The sequence below is a fragment of the Streptomyces vilmorinianum genome, from assembly GCF_005517195.1.
In the GTDB taxonomy this organism is placed as follows: Bacteria; Actinomycetota; Actinomycetes; order Streptomycetales; family Streptomycetaceae; genus Streptomyces; species Streptomyces vilmorinianum.
Genome location: NZ_CP040244.1, coordinates 6607702 through 6622952 on the forward strand (window position 1 = coordinate 6607702; position 15251 = coordinate 6622952).

Sequence of the window (15251 nt, forward strand, 5' to 3'; positions counted from 1 at the left end):
CGAAGGTCCTCGCAGGTACGGCTCTTCCGCCGCCCTACACCGGCGGCGCGTCCCGGAAGCGCCTGCGGTCGCGGGCTCCCGGCGGGGCGTCGGCCAGGCGGATCACGGTGCCGTCGCGGCCCGCCACGACCGGCTTGGCCGAGCGGGCCGCCTTCGCCTGGTACTGGGCCGCGTCCGCGAGGCGGAAGAGGCGGCGGGCCGACTTGACCGGGCCGATGGGGTCGCCCGTCGAGGCGACGCCGCACGCGACGCCCTCGCCCAGTTCCAGCTCGCCCGCCCGTACGCACAGCTCGTCCGCGACCGCCACCACCTCGTCCGAGGTCGGGCCGACCGACAGCAGGCAGAACTCGTCGCCCCCCAGCCGGGCCGACAGGGCGCCCGGCAGCATCGCCCCGCAGCGTGAGAGGACCGAGCCGAACCGTTCCAGCAGGCGGTCGCCCACCGCGTGGCCGTGGGTGTCGTTCACCCGCTTCAGGCCGTTCAGGTCGCAGACCACCAGGCTCACGACGGAGCCGTCCGCGCGGTAGCGCTCGATCGCCTCGTCGAGTCTGGTGTCGACCGCGCGCCGGTTCGCGAGGCCGGTCAGCGGGTCGGTGAAGGCCAGCTTCCGTACCTCCTCCAGGCGCTCCGCCTGGGCGATGCCCGCCGCCACCACGGCCGCGAGCACCGCCGCGAAGTCCGCGTCGTCGCGGTCGAAGACCGGCGCCCCGGCCGGCCGCGCCACGTACAGCTCGCCCCAGGCCCGCCCGTGCAGCACGATCGGCGCGACCACGCAGCAGCCGCGCCCGCGCCTGCGCAGGCCGGTGACGCGGCCGGTCGGGACGCGGTCGCCCACCGTCTCCACCCAGGCGTCCGGCTCGCCGCCGCCCGCCCACTGCTCGTGCAGGAACTCGGTGATCTCCGGAAACTGGTGCACGGGGTACGTCTCCGCGTCGGGGAACTCCTCCTCCCCCACGGCGCGCTCCCCCGCGTTCACCAGCACCTTGAGCCGGCCGCGGTCCCGTTCCCAGACCGACAGTGCGGCGAAGGTCCCGCCGAGGCCGTCGCGGGCACCGAGCGCCGCCGCCCGCCAGAACTCGCGCGGGGTGTGCGCCGCCGCCATCGCCTGCGCCAGCGCCACTACGGCCCGCAACCGCACATACTCTCCCATTCCTCCAGCTTAGGGAGGTTTTGCCCGTTTTAGCTCGTGGGGCGTCACAGAAAGTCACATCGCGCCGACGAGGCCCCGACCCAGGGCCCTCACTCGCCCGGCCACTGCGGCTTCCGCTTCTCGTTGAAGGCCGCGACACCCTCCGCCCGGTCCCCCGAGAACGCCACGGACCGCCACGCCGCGTCCTCGACCTCCAGGCCGGCCCGCAGGTCGAGGCCCATCCCGAGCCGCATCGCACGCTTGGCGGCGCGCAGCCCGACCGGCGAGTTCGCCGCGATCCGACCGGCCAGCTCGAGCGCTGCCGTACGGGCGTCCTCCTCCAGGATGTCCACCAGGCCCAGCTCCCGGGCCTCCACCGCCTTCACCCGCCGCGCCGTGAAGACCAGCTCCGCCGCGCGCGCCGCGCCCACCCGGCGCGGGAGCAGCTGCGTACCGCCGCCGCCGGGGATCACGCCCACCGACACCTCGGGGAGCCCGACCACGGTCGTCGCGTCCGCCACGATCACATCGCAGGCGAGCGCCAGCTCGAAGCCCCCGCCGAGCGCGAAGCCGTGCACCGCGGCGACGGTCGGCATCGGCAGCTCAAGGACGCCCGTGTACGCGCCGCGCGCGGTCGGGCGCTGGCGGACCAGCTCCGCGTCCGTGAAGGAGTTGCGCTCCTTGAGGTCGGCGCCGACGCAGAAGGCGCGGTCGTTGGAGGAGGTCAGCACCGTCACCCGTACCGAGGCGTCGGCGGCGAGCGCGTCGCAGGCAGCGCCGATGGAGCGGGCCATCTCGGAGGAGACCGCGTTCATGGCCTTGGGCCGGTCGAGGACGAGTTCGGCGACGAATCCCTCCCTGCGGACCGCGACGAACTCACCAAAGCGCTGCTCGGACATGTGACGCCCTCCCGGTTAACGGCTGTTAACGACTGTTCACCGGGATCTTAGGGGGCGCCGTGCGTGCCAGGGCACGCGAGCCCGGCCTGGTCCGCACGGCACCCCCTAAGTCGGACGGCGGCTCAGCTGCCAGGGCTCCACGACGCCGAGACCACGTACCGGGCGCTGCCACATCGGCTGGAGCGCGAAGCGGTACGTCGGGGGCTGTTCGCCCTCCTTCTCGGCCCGCGCCGCCTCCTCGGCCGCCTGGGTCTCCGATACGGGCGCGTCGCCGGTACGGGTGAGCTCCTCGGCGAGCGCCCCGTCGACCAGGACGGTGTCCTTGGGCGCTATCGAGGTGAGCCGGCTCGCGAGGTTCACCGTCGTACCGAAGACGTCTCCCATGCGGGTCGTCACCGTGCCGAAGGCGATGCCGACCCGCAGGGCGGGCATCGTCTCGTCGTGACTGAGCGTCTCGATGAGCCGCAGCGCGATCTCGGCGGCCGTGCCCGCGTCGTCGGCGGCGTACAGGACCTCGTCGCCGAGCGTCTTGATCAGCCGGCCGCCGTGCGCGGCGACCAGGTCGGCGCAGGTCGTCTCGAACGCCTCGACCAGCTCGCCGAGCTCCTCCTCCTCCAGCCGGCGGGTCAGCCGGGTGAAGCCGACGAGATCGGCGAAGCCCACCGCCAGCCGCCGGTCGACCATCTCCTCGTCGTCGGCGGCCTGCACGACCCGGCCGGTGGCGGCGGCGAGCTGCCGGCGCCAGACGTAGATCAGGAACTCCTCCAGCTCGGGCAGGAGCAGCTCGACCAGGGGGTACGTGACCTCGGTACGGGTCATGCCGGGCTCGGGCGGCTCGGTCAGCCCCTCCAGGAACGAGTCGATCTGCCACTCGGCGAGCCGCGCGGTCGTCTGCCCGGTGGACCGGGCGACCTGGACCGCCATCGGCTCGCTGAGCAGCCCGGCCTCGACCAGACCGGCGAGGCGCCGCAGGGCGAGCACGTCGGCCTCGGTCAGGGCCTTGGCCTGGCCGATGTCGGCGAAGCCCATCGCGCGCCAGAAGCGGGACGCGAGCTCCATGGAGACACCGGCGGTGCGGGCGGCCTGGAAGGGGGTGTAGCGGCGGTCGGCGCCGAGGATGAGCTGTTCGAGGCGGATCGCCAGCGGGTCGACGCTCGGCTCCGCCGTGTGGTCGACCACATGGTGAGGGGTGGGGTACGCCGGCGGCTCGGCTTCGCCGCCGCCCCGTGCGTCGTCGACGGTCACCGGCCGCCTCCTGCCCGTTCCCTGCCCACTGCCCTGCCGATCTGTCGCCTGGATCGCGCTCCACGATACGACAGGTGTGTGCCAGCTCACGCCGTTACGGCGTCCCCAGGGGTTGCGGGCATCGGTTCCGCCAAGGGCGGAACCGATGCCCACCACCGCCGTACGGCGGTTCTACGAATCCGCGCGTACGTGGACGATGTCGCCCGCCGCGACCGCCTCCGTACCGCCGCCCTCCGTCGCCACCACCAGGCGGCCGTCGCCGTCCAGGGCCACCGCCTCGCCCTCCAGCATCCGCTCGCCCGGGAGCTCGGCCCGCACCCGCCGGCCCAGGGTCGCGCAGCCCGCGGCGTACGTGGCCTGCAGGCCCGAGGCCACCGGGTCGCCGTCCGCCCGCACCCACTCCCCGTACCAGTGCTCCAGGGACCGCAGGACCCCCCGCACGAGCGTGTCCCGGTCCGTCGAGATCGCGTTCGCGAGGAGGAGGGAGCCGGCCGCGGGGACCGGCAGCTCGTCCTCACGCAGGGTGACGTTGATGCCGAGCCCGACGACGACCGCGTCCTCGCCCGCCCGCTCGGCGAGGATGCCGCCCGTCTTGCGCTCCTCGCCCCCGACCGAAACCAGCAGGTCGTTCGGCCACTTGAGGGAGAGGTCCACACCGGCGGCCTTCGCGAGCCCGGTCGCCGCGGCGACGCCGGTCAGCAGCGGCAGCCACCCCCACCGGTGCACCGGCACGTCGGGCTTGAGCAGCACGGACACGAAGATCCCGGACCGGGCGGGGGCGACCCAGCTGCGGTCGAGGCGGCCGCGCCCCTTGGTCTGCTCCTCGGCGACGAGCACCGCGCCCTCGGGCAGCTCGTCGGCGCGCGCGGCCAGGTCGGAGTTGGTGGAGCCGGTCGTGGCGACCACGTCGAGCGAGGTCCACAGACCGTCGGGGAAGACGAGCGCGCGGCGCAGCGCGGCGGCGTTGAGCGGGGGCCGGTCCAGGTCGGACCAGGGCCCTCCTGAGCCATGAGAGGACGTCATGCAAGCCAGACTAGGTGTGGCAAAGACCGCAGTGCCGAACCGTATCGGCGTCGATACCCTACGGATCAGTAGCCCAGCAGTAGCCCATTCGTAGCCAACGAACCCCCGTGACCAGGCAGGGAGCCGCATCCCGATGTCCGAGTCGGTACAGCCACAAGAAATCGACATTCACACGACCGCGGGCAAGATCGCGGATCTGCAGCGCCGTATTGACGAGGCCACCCATGCCGGCTCCGAGCGTGCCGTGGAGAAGCAGCACGCGAAGGGCAAGCTGACCGCGCGCGAGCGGATCGAGCTGCTGCTCGACGAGGGCTCGTTCGTGGAGCTCGACGAGCTGGCCCGGCACCGGTCGACCGCCTTCGGTCTGGAGAAGACCCGCCCGTACGGAGACGGTGTCGTCACCGGCTACGGCACGGTCGACGGCCGCCCGGTCGCCGTCTTCTCCCAGGATTTCACGGTGTTCGGCGGCGCGCTGGGCGAGACCTTCGGTCAGAAGATCATGAAGGTGATGGACTTCGCGCTGAAGACCGGCTGCCCGGTCGTCGGCATCAACGACTCCGGCGGCGCCCGCATCCAGGAGGGCGTCATGGCCCTCGGCATGTACGGCGAGATCTTCCGCCGCAACACCCACGCCTCCGGTGTGATCCCGCAGATCTCCCTGGTCGTCGGCCCGTGCGCGGGCGGCGCGGTCTACTCCCCCGCGATCACCGACTTCACTGTAATGGTGGACCAGACCTCGCACATGTTCATCACCGGTCCCGACGTCATCAAGACGGTCACCGGCGAGGACGTGGGCTTCGAGGAGCTGGGCGGCGCCCGGACGCACAACACCACGTCCGGTGTCGCGCACCACATGGCGGGCGACGAGAAGGACGCGATCGAGTACGTCAAGTCCCTGCTGTCGTACCTGCCGTCGAACAACCTCTCCGAGGCGCCGGCCTTCCCGGAGGTCGCCGAGACCGAGGTGACGGACGAGGACCGCGAGCTGGACGTCCTGATCCCGGACTCCGCGAACCAGCCGTACGACATGCACACCGTCATCGAGCACGTCCTCGACGACGGCGAGTTCCTGGAGACGCAGGCGCTGTTCGCGCCGAACATCCTGACCGGCTTCGGCCGGGTCGAGGGCTTCCCGGTCGGTGTCGTCGCCAACCAGCCGATGCAGTTCGCCGGCTGCCTGGACATCAACGCCTCCGAGAAGGCGGCGCGGTTCGTCCGTACCTGCGACGCGTTCAACATCCCGGTCCTGACCTTCGTGGACGTGCCGGGCTTCCTGCCGGGTGTGGACCAGGAGTACGGCGGCATCATCCGCCGGGGCGCCAAGCTGATCTACGCGTACGCCGAGGCGACCGTCCCGCTGATCACCGTCATCACGCGCAAGGCCTTCGGCGGCGCGTACGACGTCATGGGCTCCAAGCACCTGGGCGCCGACCTGAACCTGGCGTGGCCGACCGCGCAGATCGCGGTCATGGGCGCGCAGGGCGCGGTGAACATCCTGCACCGGCGGACGATCGAGGCTGCCAAGGACGCAGACGAGGCAGCGGCGGAGCGGGCGCGGCTCATCCAGGAGTACGAGGACACGCTGCTCAACCCGTACACGGCGGCCGAGCGCGGCTACATCGACGGCGTGATCATGCCGTCGGACACCCGCCCGCAGATCGTGAAGGGCCTGCGTCAGCTGCGGACGAAGCGGGAATCCCTGCCTCCGAAGAAGCACGGCAACATCCCCCTGTAAGGACCTGAGGAGTCGCTGTGATCAAGGTCGTACGAGGAAACCCGACCCCGGAGGAGCTGGCCGCCGCACTGGCGGTGGTCCAGGCGCGGGCCGCGGCGACGGCGGCGGCGTCCGCTGCCGGCGGCGGCCCGGCGGTCCCGGAGGGCTGGTCGGACCCGGCCAGGATCGCCCGCTCGGTGCGGCCCCGCCCGGGCCCGCGCTCCTGGGCGCGCTCCTACTGGCCCGCGTAAGCAGACACCGGAAAGGCCGGACCCCGTGTGCGGGGGGGGCCGGCCTTTCGCGTACCCGTCACCTTTCGGGTCACCGGGTCACTGGATCACCGGATCACCGGGTCATGCGGAATTAGTCCATCGGTACCGGGGCGCTTGAGTACCCGTACTCAGGCGCCCCGGCCGTCCCGCGCGCAGGATCGGGGCATGCTCTGGTCCGACCCGAAGAACGAGCCGCCGAAGGAGATGCGCGACACGCAGGTGATGCTGCGGCGCGCGTCGGTCCTGCTGGCCCTGGCGATGGTGGTGGCGATGTTCGTGGTCGGTCTGCACTGACATCCGGCTTGCACGGACATCCGGCCCGCACGGACATCCGGCCCGCACGGACATGACGGGCGGCCGATCGGGCCTGGCGCCCGGGAGCGCCCGTACTGGATACGCTTCCCCCATGACTGCTGATCGCCGCCGTGTCGTGCTCGCCTCCGCCTCGCCCGCCCGTCTCGGACTGCTGCGGCAGGCCGGACTCGCCCCCGAGGTGATCGTGAGCGGCGTCGACGAGGACAAGGTGCACGCCCCGACCCCGGCCGAGCTCGCCCTCGCGCTCGCCGAGGCGAAGGCCGCCCATGTGGCCGCCAAGCCCGAGGCGTTCGGCGCGCTGGTCATCGGCTGCGACTCGGTCCTGGAGTTCGACAAGCAGGCGCTCGGCAAGCCGGAGGACGCCGAGGAGGCCACCGCGCGCTGGAAGGCGATGCGCGGCCGGGTCGGCATCCTCCAGACGGGTCACTGCGTGTACGACACGGCGGCCAAGCGCTACGAGTCGGCGACCGCCTCGACGGTGGTCCGCTTCGGCGAACCGACCGACGCCGAGATCGCCGCGTACGTGGCCAGCGGCGAACCGCTGCACGTGGCGGGCGCGTTCACGCTGGACGGCCGCTCGGCGCCGTTCATCGACGGCATCGACGGGGACCCGGGCAATGTGATCGGCCTGTCGCTGCCCCTGCTGCGCACCCTGCTGGGCAAGTTGGGGATCTCCATCACGGACCTGTGGGACTGAGCGACCGCCTCGTCCCTCCTATGCGGGCGCCGTCGCCTCCTCCAGGGCGTCGGTGCCCTTTCCGTACGCCACGAGGGTCAGCACGATCAGGCCGAGCACGACGGTCATGAACGCGAACGCGCCCCAGCCGATCAGCCCGATCGTCACCGCGCCGAGCAGCCCGTGCACGACGGCGCAGCCGATGAGCAGGGCCCGTCCCGCGCGACCGGGGCTCTTGTCGCGGATGCCGGCGATCAGGGCGACGGTGGCGCAGAGGGCGAGCAGGAGGCCGGAGACGATGCCGAGCGCCCAGGTGCCGGTGACCATCGCGTCCGGGTCGAGTCCGTCGAGGGACATCGACTGGGCCTCGACGAACCCCGCCATGATGGCGTTGATCGCCACGATGCCCGGCGCCTCCAGGTACAGCACCGCCGCCGTCACGAGCGCTATCGGTCTGCGGGCCACCTCGGCCACCCCCCTGAATACGGCTGTTACCAACGGTATGAACGACAGCGCGAAGGCTACTAACGGGTAAACCTTCGGACAAGGGTCTGCGCGGGAGGACCGGGCGGCAAAGAATCATTGAGCCATTCGTAGGGACTCCACAAAGAAACCCGTTCGGCGACTGGTCGCCGGAACAGAGACCTGCGCCACACCTCGGAGCTACTGTGCCGTAAAGGAACCCTGCGTACCGTGGTACGACAAGGGATTTCGCGACCCGAGCAGGCCTCGCATCACGCTCCGTGTGGGCAAGCTCACCACTGGGGACGGGTCGAAAGGCCGTGTCGGCAGTCCCTAAACTCAGCTTGTTTCAAGGAGGGAGCCATCGTGCGCAAGGTGCTCATCGCCAACCGTGGCGAAATCGCTGTCCGTGTCGCCCGTGCTTGCCGGGATGCCGGGATCTCGAGCGTAGCCGTCTACGCCGACCCGGACCGGGACGCTCTGCACGTCCGCGCGGCCGACGAGGCGTTCGCCCTGGGCGGTGACACCCCGGCCGCCAGCTACCTGGACATGGCCAAGGTGCTCCAGGCCGCGAAGGACTCCGGAGCCGACGCCATCCACCCCGGCTACGGATTCCTTTCCGAGAACGCCGAGTTCGCCCAGGCCGTCATCGACGCGGGCCTGACCTGGATCGGCCCGCCGCCGCAAGCCATCCGCGACCTCGGCGACAAGGTGGCCGCCCGTCACATCGCCCAGCGCGCCGGCGCCCCGCTGGTGGCCGGCACCCCCGACCCGGTCTCCGGCGCCGACGAGGTCGTCGCCTTCGCCCAGGAGCACGGCCTCCCGATCGCGATCAAGGCCGCGTTCGGTGGTGGCGGCCGTGGTCTGAAGGTCGCCCGCACCCTCGAAGAGGTGCCGGAGCTGTACGACTCCGCCGTCCGCGAGGCCGTCGCCGCCTTCGGCCGCGGCGAGTGCTTCGTCGAGCGCTACCTCGACAAGCCCCGTCACGTCGAGACCCAGTGCCTGGCCGACTCGCACGGCAACGTCGTCGTCGTCTCCACCCGCGACTGCTCCCTGCAGCGCCGCCACCAGAAGCTGGTGGAGGAGGCCCCGGCCCCGTTCCTGAGCGAGGCGCAGAACGCCGAGCTGTACGCGGCGTCGAAGGCCATCCTGAAGGAGGCCGGCTACGTCGGCGCCGGCACGGTGGAGTTCCTCGTCGGCCTCGACGGAACGATCTCCTTCCTCGAGGTCAACACCCGCCTCCAGGTCGAGCACCCGGTCACCGAAGAGGTCACCGGCATCGACCTCGTACGGGAGATGTTCCGCATCGCCGACGGCGAGGAGCTCGGCTACGACGACCCCGCCGTGCGCGGTCACTCGATCGAGTTCCGCATCAACGGTGAGGACCCGGGCCGCGGCTTCCTGCCCGCCCCCGGCACCGTCACCACCTTCAACGCGCCCACCGGCCCCGGCGTCCGCCTCGACGCCGGTGTCGAGTCCGGCTCCGTGATCGGCCCGGCCTGGGACTCCCTCCTCGCCAAGCTGATCGTCACCGGCGCCACCCGCGAGCAGGCCCTGCAGCGCGCCGCGCGTGCGCTCGCGGAGTTCAAGGTCGAGGGCATGGCCACCGCCATCCCGTTCCACCAGGCCGTCGTCGTCGACCCGGCCTTCACCGCGGACCCGTTCCGGGTCCACACCCGGTGGATCGAGACCGAGTTCGTCAACGAGATCAAGCCGTTCGCCCCGGCGGGCGGTGAGGCCGAGGAGGACGAGTCCGGCCGCGAGACCATCGTCGTCGAGGTCGGCGGCAAGCGCCTGGAGGTCTCCCTGCCCTCCTCGCTCGGCATGACCCTGGCCCGTACCGGACTCGCCGCCGGCGCCAAGCCCAAGCGCCGCGCCGCGAAGAAGTCCGGCCCCACCGCCTCCGGTGACACCCTCGCCTCCCCGATGCAGGGCACGATCGTCAAGGTCGCGGTCGAGGAGGGCCAGGAGGTCAAGGAGGGCGACCTGATCGTCGTCCTGGAGGCCATGAAGATGGAGCAGCCCCTCAACGCGCACCGCTCCGGCACCGTCAAGGGCCTCTCCGCCGAGGTCGGCGCCTCCGTCACCTCCGGCGCCGCGATCTGCGAGATCAAGGACTGACGACCCGTTTGTACGCTGGGAAGGGCCCGCAGGCACACCGCCTGCGGGCCCTTCGCCGAACCGAGGAGCCCCCATGCGTGCCGACGCGCGCCGCAACCACGAGCGGCTGCTGACCGAGGCCCGGGCCGCCTTCGCGGAGCACGGCACGGACGCCTCCCTTGAGGACGTCGCCCGCCGCGCGGGGGTCGGCATCGGGACGCTCTACCGGCACTTCCCCACCCGTGACGCGCTGATGAACGCGGTCTTCCAGGAGGCCCTGGGCGCGCTGCTCCAGCGGGGCCGCGAGCTGGCGGAGGCCGACGACCCGTGTCCGGCCCTCGTGGAGTGGCTGCGCTCCCTGATCACTCATGCGAGTGAGTACCGGGGGCTCGCCCGGGCGCTCATGTCGGCCTCGCAGGACGAGAGTTCGGCCCTTGCGCCGTGCAGCCTGCCGCTGCGCGCGGCCGGCGAGATCCTGCTGTCCCGCGCCCGGGACGCGGGCACGGTCCGTGACGAGGTGTCGACCGGCGATCTGATGCAGCTCACCAACGCCATCGCGCTCGCCGCCGAAGAGTGCCCGGACGACACGGAGTTGCCGGACCGGCTGCTCGAACTCACCCTCCGGGGCCTCAAGGCCTGACGTTCCGGAAGAATCGGTGCATGACGATTCTCGACGAGCGGCTGTTCGGCCACTGGTACAGCGGCCCCTTCGACGTCGGGGCGATGGAGACGAGCGAGCTCGACTTCCTGCCCGACGGGCGCGGCTGGAGCCGCTTCGACAGCATCAGCTCGGAGCTCGGCATCGGCCGGTTCCACTGGAGTTGCCCCGGTCCCGGCCTCCTGGAGATCCGCTACGACCTCCGGATCAGCGGCACGTGGGACGTCGGGACGACCGGCTTCGCCTCCGTCGACCACAACGGGCCGGACGACGAGGTGATACGTACCGGATACCGGATCGGCCCGGACACACCGCCGTACGGCGACGAGTCCGTCACGACCCTGCGGCTCGACGCCTTCGTCGAGGGTGCGTCGCACTTCGCGCGCGGCCGCCGGGACATCACGACCGACGACGACGTCTCCGCCGCGATCGTCCCGTACAGCGCGCGCTGAGTGCTCAGCGGCGGCGCATGTCCGCGACCCGTGCCGTGCGCTCCGGCGCCATCGCCTCGGCGCTCAGCGCGGCGGTCGCGGCACCACGGAACTGACCGGCCGGGTGGCGACCGCGCTGCCCGGGAAGCGGCAGGTCACGGCGCTGGCGGCCGCCCGGGGGGACCGCGTCACCACCGGCCCCCGCACCCGCGCCCGTACCGGCCACCGCGATCTGGACGCCCTGGTCGGCCAGCGCCTGGAGCTCCGTCGCGGCCCGGTCGTCGTGCGCCGGGGGCTCGTCGGTGACCAGCCGCGTGATCACGTCCGTGGGCACCGTCTGGAACATGGTGTCGGTGCCGAGCTTGGTGTGATCGGCCAGGACCACGACCTCCGCCGCCGCCTGCACCAGCGCCCGGTCCACGCTCGCGGAGAGCATGTTGGACGTGGACAGGCCGCGCTCGGCGGTCAGGCCGCTGCCGGACAGGAAGGCGCGGGAGACCCGGAGCCCCTGGAGGGACTGCTCGGCCCCGCTGCCCACCAGCGCGTAGTTCGAACCGCGCAGCGTGCCACCGGTCATGACGACCTCGACACGGTTGGCGTGGGCGAGCGCCTGGGCGACGAGCAGGGAGTTGGTGACCACGGTCAGGCCGGGCACGCGGGCGAGCCGGCGGGCCAGCTCCTGCGTGGTCGTCCCGGCGCCGACGACGATGGCCTCGCCTTCTTCGACGAGGCTCGCGGCGACGTCGGCGATGGCCGTCTTCTCCGCGGTCGCGAGATGGGATTTCTGCGGGAAGCCGGACTCTCGCGTGAAACCGCCCGGCAGTACCGCACCGCCGTGCCGGCGGTCGAGGAGTCCTTCTGCCTCCAGTGCCCGCACGTCTCGCCGTACGGTCACTTCTGAGGTCTGGACGACGCGGGCGAGCTCACGGAGCGACACGGCCCCATTGGCTCGCACCATTTCGAGGATCAACTGACGACGTTCTGCAGCGAACACGAAACTGACAGTAACCCCACCCAGGGATACTTTTCAGCACTATGCGCCGAATTGCAGAAGATACGCACAGACGGGGCCCCCAAGTGGTATGGGAGGCCCCGTCGTTGATCGATCTATGCCCCGCCTTGCCGGGGGTTGTCCAGATCTTCCCAGGCGGGAGGGCGGGTCAGCCCTCGCCCGCCGTCTTTCGGGTGTGCAACTGCCGTGCCACTTCCGCGATCGAGCCCGACAGGGAGGGGTACACGGTGAAAGCGTTTGCGATCTGTTCGACCGTCAGATTGTTGTCGACCGCGATCGAGATGGGGTGGATCAGCTCGCTCGCCTTCGGGGCGACGACACAGCCGCCGACCACGATCCCGGTGCCCGGGCGGCAGAAGATCTTGACGAAGCCGTCCCGGATGCCCTGCATCTTCGCGCGCGGGTTGCGCAGCAGCGGCAGCTTGACGACCCGGGCGTCGATCTTGCCCGCGTCCACGTCCGCCTGGGTGAACCCGACGGTCGCGATCTCCGGGTCGGTGAAGACGTTCGAGGAGACCGTCTTCAGGTTCAGCGGGGCCACCGCGTCGCCGAGGAAGTGGTACATCGCGATGCGGCCCTGCATGGCCGCCACCGAGGCGAGCGCGAAGACGCCGGTGACGTCACCGGCCGCGTAGACGCCGGGGGCGGAGGTACGGGAAACCTTGTCGGTCCAGATGTGGCCCGAGTCCTTCAGTCGGACGCCGGCCTCCTCCAGACCCATTCCGGCCGAGTTCGGGATCGCGCCGACCGCCATGAGGCAGTGCGTACCGGAGATGACCCGGCCGTCGGCGAGGGTGACCTCGACCCGGTCGCCGACGCGCTTGGCGGACTCGGCGCGCGAGCGGGCCATGACGTTCATGCCGCGGCGGCGGAAGACGTCCTCCAGGACGGCGGCGGCGTCGGGGTCCTCGCCCGGCAGCACCCGGTCGCGGGAGGAGACGAGGGTGACCCGGGAGCCGAGGGCCTGGTAGGCGCCGGCGAACTCGGCGCCGGTGACACCGGAACCGACCACGATGAGCTCCTCGGGGAGCTCCTTGAGGTCGTAGACCTGGGTCCAGTTCAGGATCCGCTCGCCGTCGGGCCGGGCGTCGGGCAGCTCGCGCGGGTGGCCGCCGGTCGCGATCAGCACGGCGTCGGCGGTCAGCGACTCCTCGGAGCCGTCGGCGGCGGTCACGATCACCTGGCGGGAGCCGTCCACGGACTGGCGGCCCGAGAGCCGGCCGCGGCCGCGCAGGACGCGGGCTCCGGCGCGGGTGACGGAGGCGGTGATGTCGTGGGACTGGGCGAGCGCGAGGCGCTTCACCCGTCGGTTGACCTTGCCGAGGTCCACACCGACGACGCGGGCGGCCTGCTCCAGCGGCGGGGTGTCGTCGGCGACGATGATGCCCAGCTCCTCGTACGAGGAGTCGAAGGTGGTCATCACCTCGGCCGTCGCGATGAGGGTCTTCGAGGGGACGCAGTCGGTCAGGACGGACGCGCCGCCGAGGCCGTCGCAGTCGACGACGGTCACCTCCGCGCCGAGTTGGGCGGCCACCAGGGCAGCCTCGTATCCGCCGGGTCCGCCGCCGATGATCACGATCCGGGTCACTGGGATCTACGCCTCGCGCTCTCGTTCTGCCGGGGAGTCCCCCCGCTGGGATGCAGTGCGTACGCCATTGTCCCGCACGCTTCAAGTGCGTACCCCATTGTCCCGTACGCCCGGGGCCCGCTCTCGCCGGGGCCTCCATACGGCCCCACCTCGGACTTCCGCGTGCACGCTCTCCCCTCCCGTACCCTCGATCCCATGTCGCTCTACGCCGCGTACGCCGGCAACCTCGACGCGCGGCTCATGTCCCGCCGCGCCCCGCACTCCCCGCTGCGCGGCACCGGCTGGCTCAACGGCTGGCGGCTGACCTTCGGCGGCGAGCAGATGGGCTGGGAGGGAGCGCTGGCCACGATCGTCGAGGCCCCGCGCTCCCAGGTCTTCGTCGCGCTCTACGACATCGCGCCGATGGACGAGGACTCGATGGACCGCTGGGAAGGTGTCGGCCTCGACATCTACCGCCGGATGCGCGTACGGGTGCACACCCTGGACGGCGAGGAGGCGGCCTGGGTGTACGTCCTGAACGCGTACGAGGGCGGGCTGCCGTCCGCGCGCTACCTCGGCGAGGTCGCGGACGCGGCCGAGTCGGCGGGCGCGCCGCACGACTACGTGATGGAGCTGCGCAAGCGTCCGTGCTGAGGTCTCGGTCGCGGGTCGCGCGGGCGCCTCACCGCGCCGTTCGTGGGAAACGACAAGACAACGATCGCATGTCCGTCAGCATCGTCATCTACGCGCGTAGGAATTCTCGGGCTACGCTTCTGCGCGTAGGAAATCCGTCCGGGGCTCCCCTCGGACCCCCCTCCCCGAGGCGAGAGAGTCAGTGAACGCAACTGCCACCCCGTACGAGGCCGCCGAGGCCGCAGCCGCGCGTCTTCGCGAGCTGACCGGAGTCGAGAACCACGACGTCGCCCTGGTCATGGGCTCCGGCTGGGCCCCCGCCGTCGACGCGCTCGGCGCGCCCGAGGCCGAGTTCCCGGTGACCGAGCTCCCCGGCTTCCCGCCGCCGGCCGTCGAGGGTCACGGCGGCAAGATCCGCTCGTACAAGATCGGCGAGAAGCGCGCCCTGGTCTTCCTCGGCCGCACGCACTTCTACGAGGGCCGCGGCGTCGCGTCCGTCGCCCACGGCGTGCGCACCGCCGTCGCCGCCGGCTGCAAGACCGTCGTCCTGACCAACGGCTGCGGCGGTCTGCGCGAGGGCATGCGCCCCGGCCAGCCGGTCCTGATCAGCGACCACCTCAACCTGACGGCCGCCTCCCCGATCGTCGGCGCGAACTTCGTGGACCTCACCGACCTGTACTCGCCGCGGCTGCGCGCGCTGTGCAAGGAGGTCGACGAGACCCTCGAAGAGGGCGTCTACGTGCAGTTCCCCGGGCCGCACTACGAGACCCCGGCCGAGATCAACATGGTCCGCGTGCTCGGCGGCGACCTGGTCGGCATGTCCACCGTCCTGGAGGCCATCGCGGCCCGTGAGGCGGGCGCCGAGGTCCTGGGCATCTCCCTCGTCACCAACCTGGCGGCGGGCCTGTCGGGCGAGCCGCTGAACCATGAGGAGGTCCTCCAGGCGGGCCGCGACTCGGCGGCGCGGATGGGTGAGCTCCTGACGCGGGTCCTCGACCGCATCTGATGTGACCGGGGCTCGGCCCCGGACCCCGGACACGGCCGGAGCCGTACGGGGGTCTGGGGGCCCGCCCCCAGTTTCGGGAAGGGGCGGGGTGGGGGAAGGCTCCGCGCAG

16 protein-coding genes are annotated in these 15251 nt (G+C 71.7%); 9 read left to right on the plus strand and 7 right to left on the minus strand.

Going from position 1 to position 15251, the window contains the following annotated elements; all coding sequences use genetic code 11:
- Positions 1-34 precede the first annotated feature (34 nt).
- The 4 genes from FDM97_RS30550 to FDM97_RS30565 form a co-directional block, all read right to left on the minus strand.
- Positions 35-1150 carry a GGDEF domain-containing protein gene (locus FDM97_RS30550; RefSeq protein ID WP_137993710.1) on the minus strand — a complete coding sequence of 372 codons (1116 nt, stop codon included), beginning with the start codon at positions 1148-1150 and terminating at the stop codon, positions 35-37.
- 89 nt (positions 1151-1239) lie between these two features.
- On the minus strand, positions 1240-2028 hold the full coding sequence (locus tag FDM97_RS30555; protein ID WP_137993711.1) for an enoyl-CoA hydratase/isomerase family protein: 789 nt from the start codon (positions 2026-2028) through the stop codon (positions 1240-1242).
- A gap of 105 nt (positions 2029-2133) precedes the next feature.
- Entirely contained in the window at positions 2134-3273 is a 1140-nt protein-coding gene (locus FDM97_RS30560; RefSeq protein WP_137993712.1) for an adenylate/guanylate cyclase domain-containing protein, read from the minus strand.
- Positions 3274-3444: 171 nt separating this feature from the next.
- On the minus strand, positions 3445-4296 hold the full coding sequence (locus FDM97_RS30565) for a biotin--[acetyl-CoA-carboxylase] ligase (RefSeq protein WP_137993713.1): 852 nt from the start codon (positions 4294-4296) through the stop codon (positions 3445-3447).
- Between the two features lie 133 nt (positions 4297-4429).
- Here FDM97_RS30565 and FDM97_RS30570 point away from each other — a divergent pair, with 133 nt between their 5' ends.
- The 4 genes from FDM97_RS30570 (at position 4430) to FDM97_RS30585 (ending at position 7294) form a co-directional block, all read left to right on the plus strand.
- Positions 4430-6031 carry an acyl-CoA carboxylase subunit beta gene (locus tag FDM97_RS30570; RefSeq protein WP_137993714.1) on the plus strand — a complete coding sequence of 534 codons (1602 nt, stop codon included), beginning with the start codon at positions 4430-4432 and terminating at the stop codon, positions 6029-6031.
- 17 nt (positions 6032-6048) lie between these two features.
- Positions 6049-6261: an acyl-CoA carboxylase epsilon subunit gene (locus FDM97_RS30575; RefSeq protein ID WP_137993715.1), complete on the plus strand. Its 213-nt coding sequence runs from the start codon at positions 6049-6051 to the stop codon at positions 6259-6261.
- 186 nt (positions 6262-6447) lie between these two features.
- Positions 6448-6576, plus strand: a complete 129-nt coding sequence (gene mmpB / locus FDM97_RS36925; protein ID WP_137993716.1) for a morphogenic membrane protein MmpB — start codon at positions 6448-6450, stop codon at positions 6574-6576.
- A gap of 112 nt (positions 6577-6688) precedes the next feature.
- Positions 6689-7294 (plus strand): Maf family protein, encoded by a 606-nt coding sequence (locus FDM97_RS30585; protein WP_137993717.1) that lies wholly within the window; start codon positions 6689-6691, stop codon positions 7292-7294.
- 18 nt (positions 7295-7312) lie between these two features.
- Here FDM97_RS30585 and FDM97_RS30590 read toward each other — a convergent pair whose 3' ends face one another.
- Positions 7313-7738, minus strand: a complete 426-nt coding sequence (locus FDM97_RS30590) for a hypothetical protein (RefSeq protein WP_137993718.1) — start codon at positions 7736-7738, stop codon at positions 7313-7315.
- Positions 7739-8101: 363 nt separating this feature from the next.
- Here FDM97_RS30590 and FDM97_RS30595 point away from each other — a divergent pair, with 363 nt between their 5' ends.
- The 3 genes from FDM97_RS30595 to FDM97_RS30605 all read left to right on the plus strand — a co-directional run bounded on the left by FDM97_RS30595 (position 8102) and on the right by FDM97_RS30605 (position 10945).
- A complete protein-coding gene (locus FDM97_RS30595; RefSeq protein ID WP_137993719.1) occupies positions 8102-9856 on the plus strand; it encodes an acetyl/propionyl/methylcrotonyl-CoA carboxylase subunit alpha in 1755 nt (584 codons plus the stop codon).
- A 73-nt stretch (positions 9857-9929) separates the two neighbouring features.
- Positions 9930-10475, plus strand: a complete 546-nt coding sequence (locus FDM97_RS30600) for a TetR/AcrR family transcriptional regulator (RefSeq protein ID WP_137993721.1) — start codon at positions 9930-9932, stop codon at positions 10473-10475.
- 20 nt (positions 10476-10495) lie between these two features.
- Entirely contained in the window at positions 10496-10945 is a 450-nt protein-coding gene (locus tag FDM97_RS30605; RefSeq protein WP_137993724.1) for a hypothetical protein, read from the plus strand.
- Positions 10946-10949: 4 nt separating this feature from the next.
- Here FDM97_RS30605 and FDM97_RS30610 read toward each other — a convergent pair whose 3' ends face one another.
- Both FDM97_RS30610 and FDM97_RS30615 read right to left on the minus strand, forming a co-directional pair.
- A complete protein-coding gene (locus FDM97_RS30610) occupies positions 10950-11882 on the minus strand; it encodes a DeoR/GlpR family DNA-binding transcription regulator (protein ID WP_254705983.1) in 933 nt (310 codons plus the stop codon).
- A gap of 202 nt (positions 11883-12084) precedes the next feature.
- Positions 12085-13524 (minus strand): NAD(P)H-quinone dehydrogenase, encoded by a 1440-nt coding sequence (locus FDM97_RS30615; protein ID WP_137993726.1) that lies wholly within the window; start codon positions 13522-13524, stop codon positions 12085-12087.
- 195 nt (positions 13525-13719) lie between these two features.
- Between FDM97_RS30615 and FDM97_RS30620 the strand changes: the two genes are divergently transcribed.
- Positions 13720-14157, plus strand: coding sequence for a gamma-glutamylcyclotransferase (locus FDM97_RS30620; RefSeq protein ID WP_137993727.1), 438 nt, complete (start codon positions 13720-13722; stop codon positions 14155-14157).
- 181 nt (positions 14158-14338) lie between these two features.
- Complete coding sequence (locus tag FDM97_RS30625; RefSeq protein WP_137993728.1) at positions 14339-15142, plus strand: purine-nucleoside phosphorylase; 804 nt, start codon at positions 14339-14341, stop codon at positions 15140-15142.
- The last annotated feature ends 109 nt before the right edge of the window (positions 15143-15251 follow it).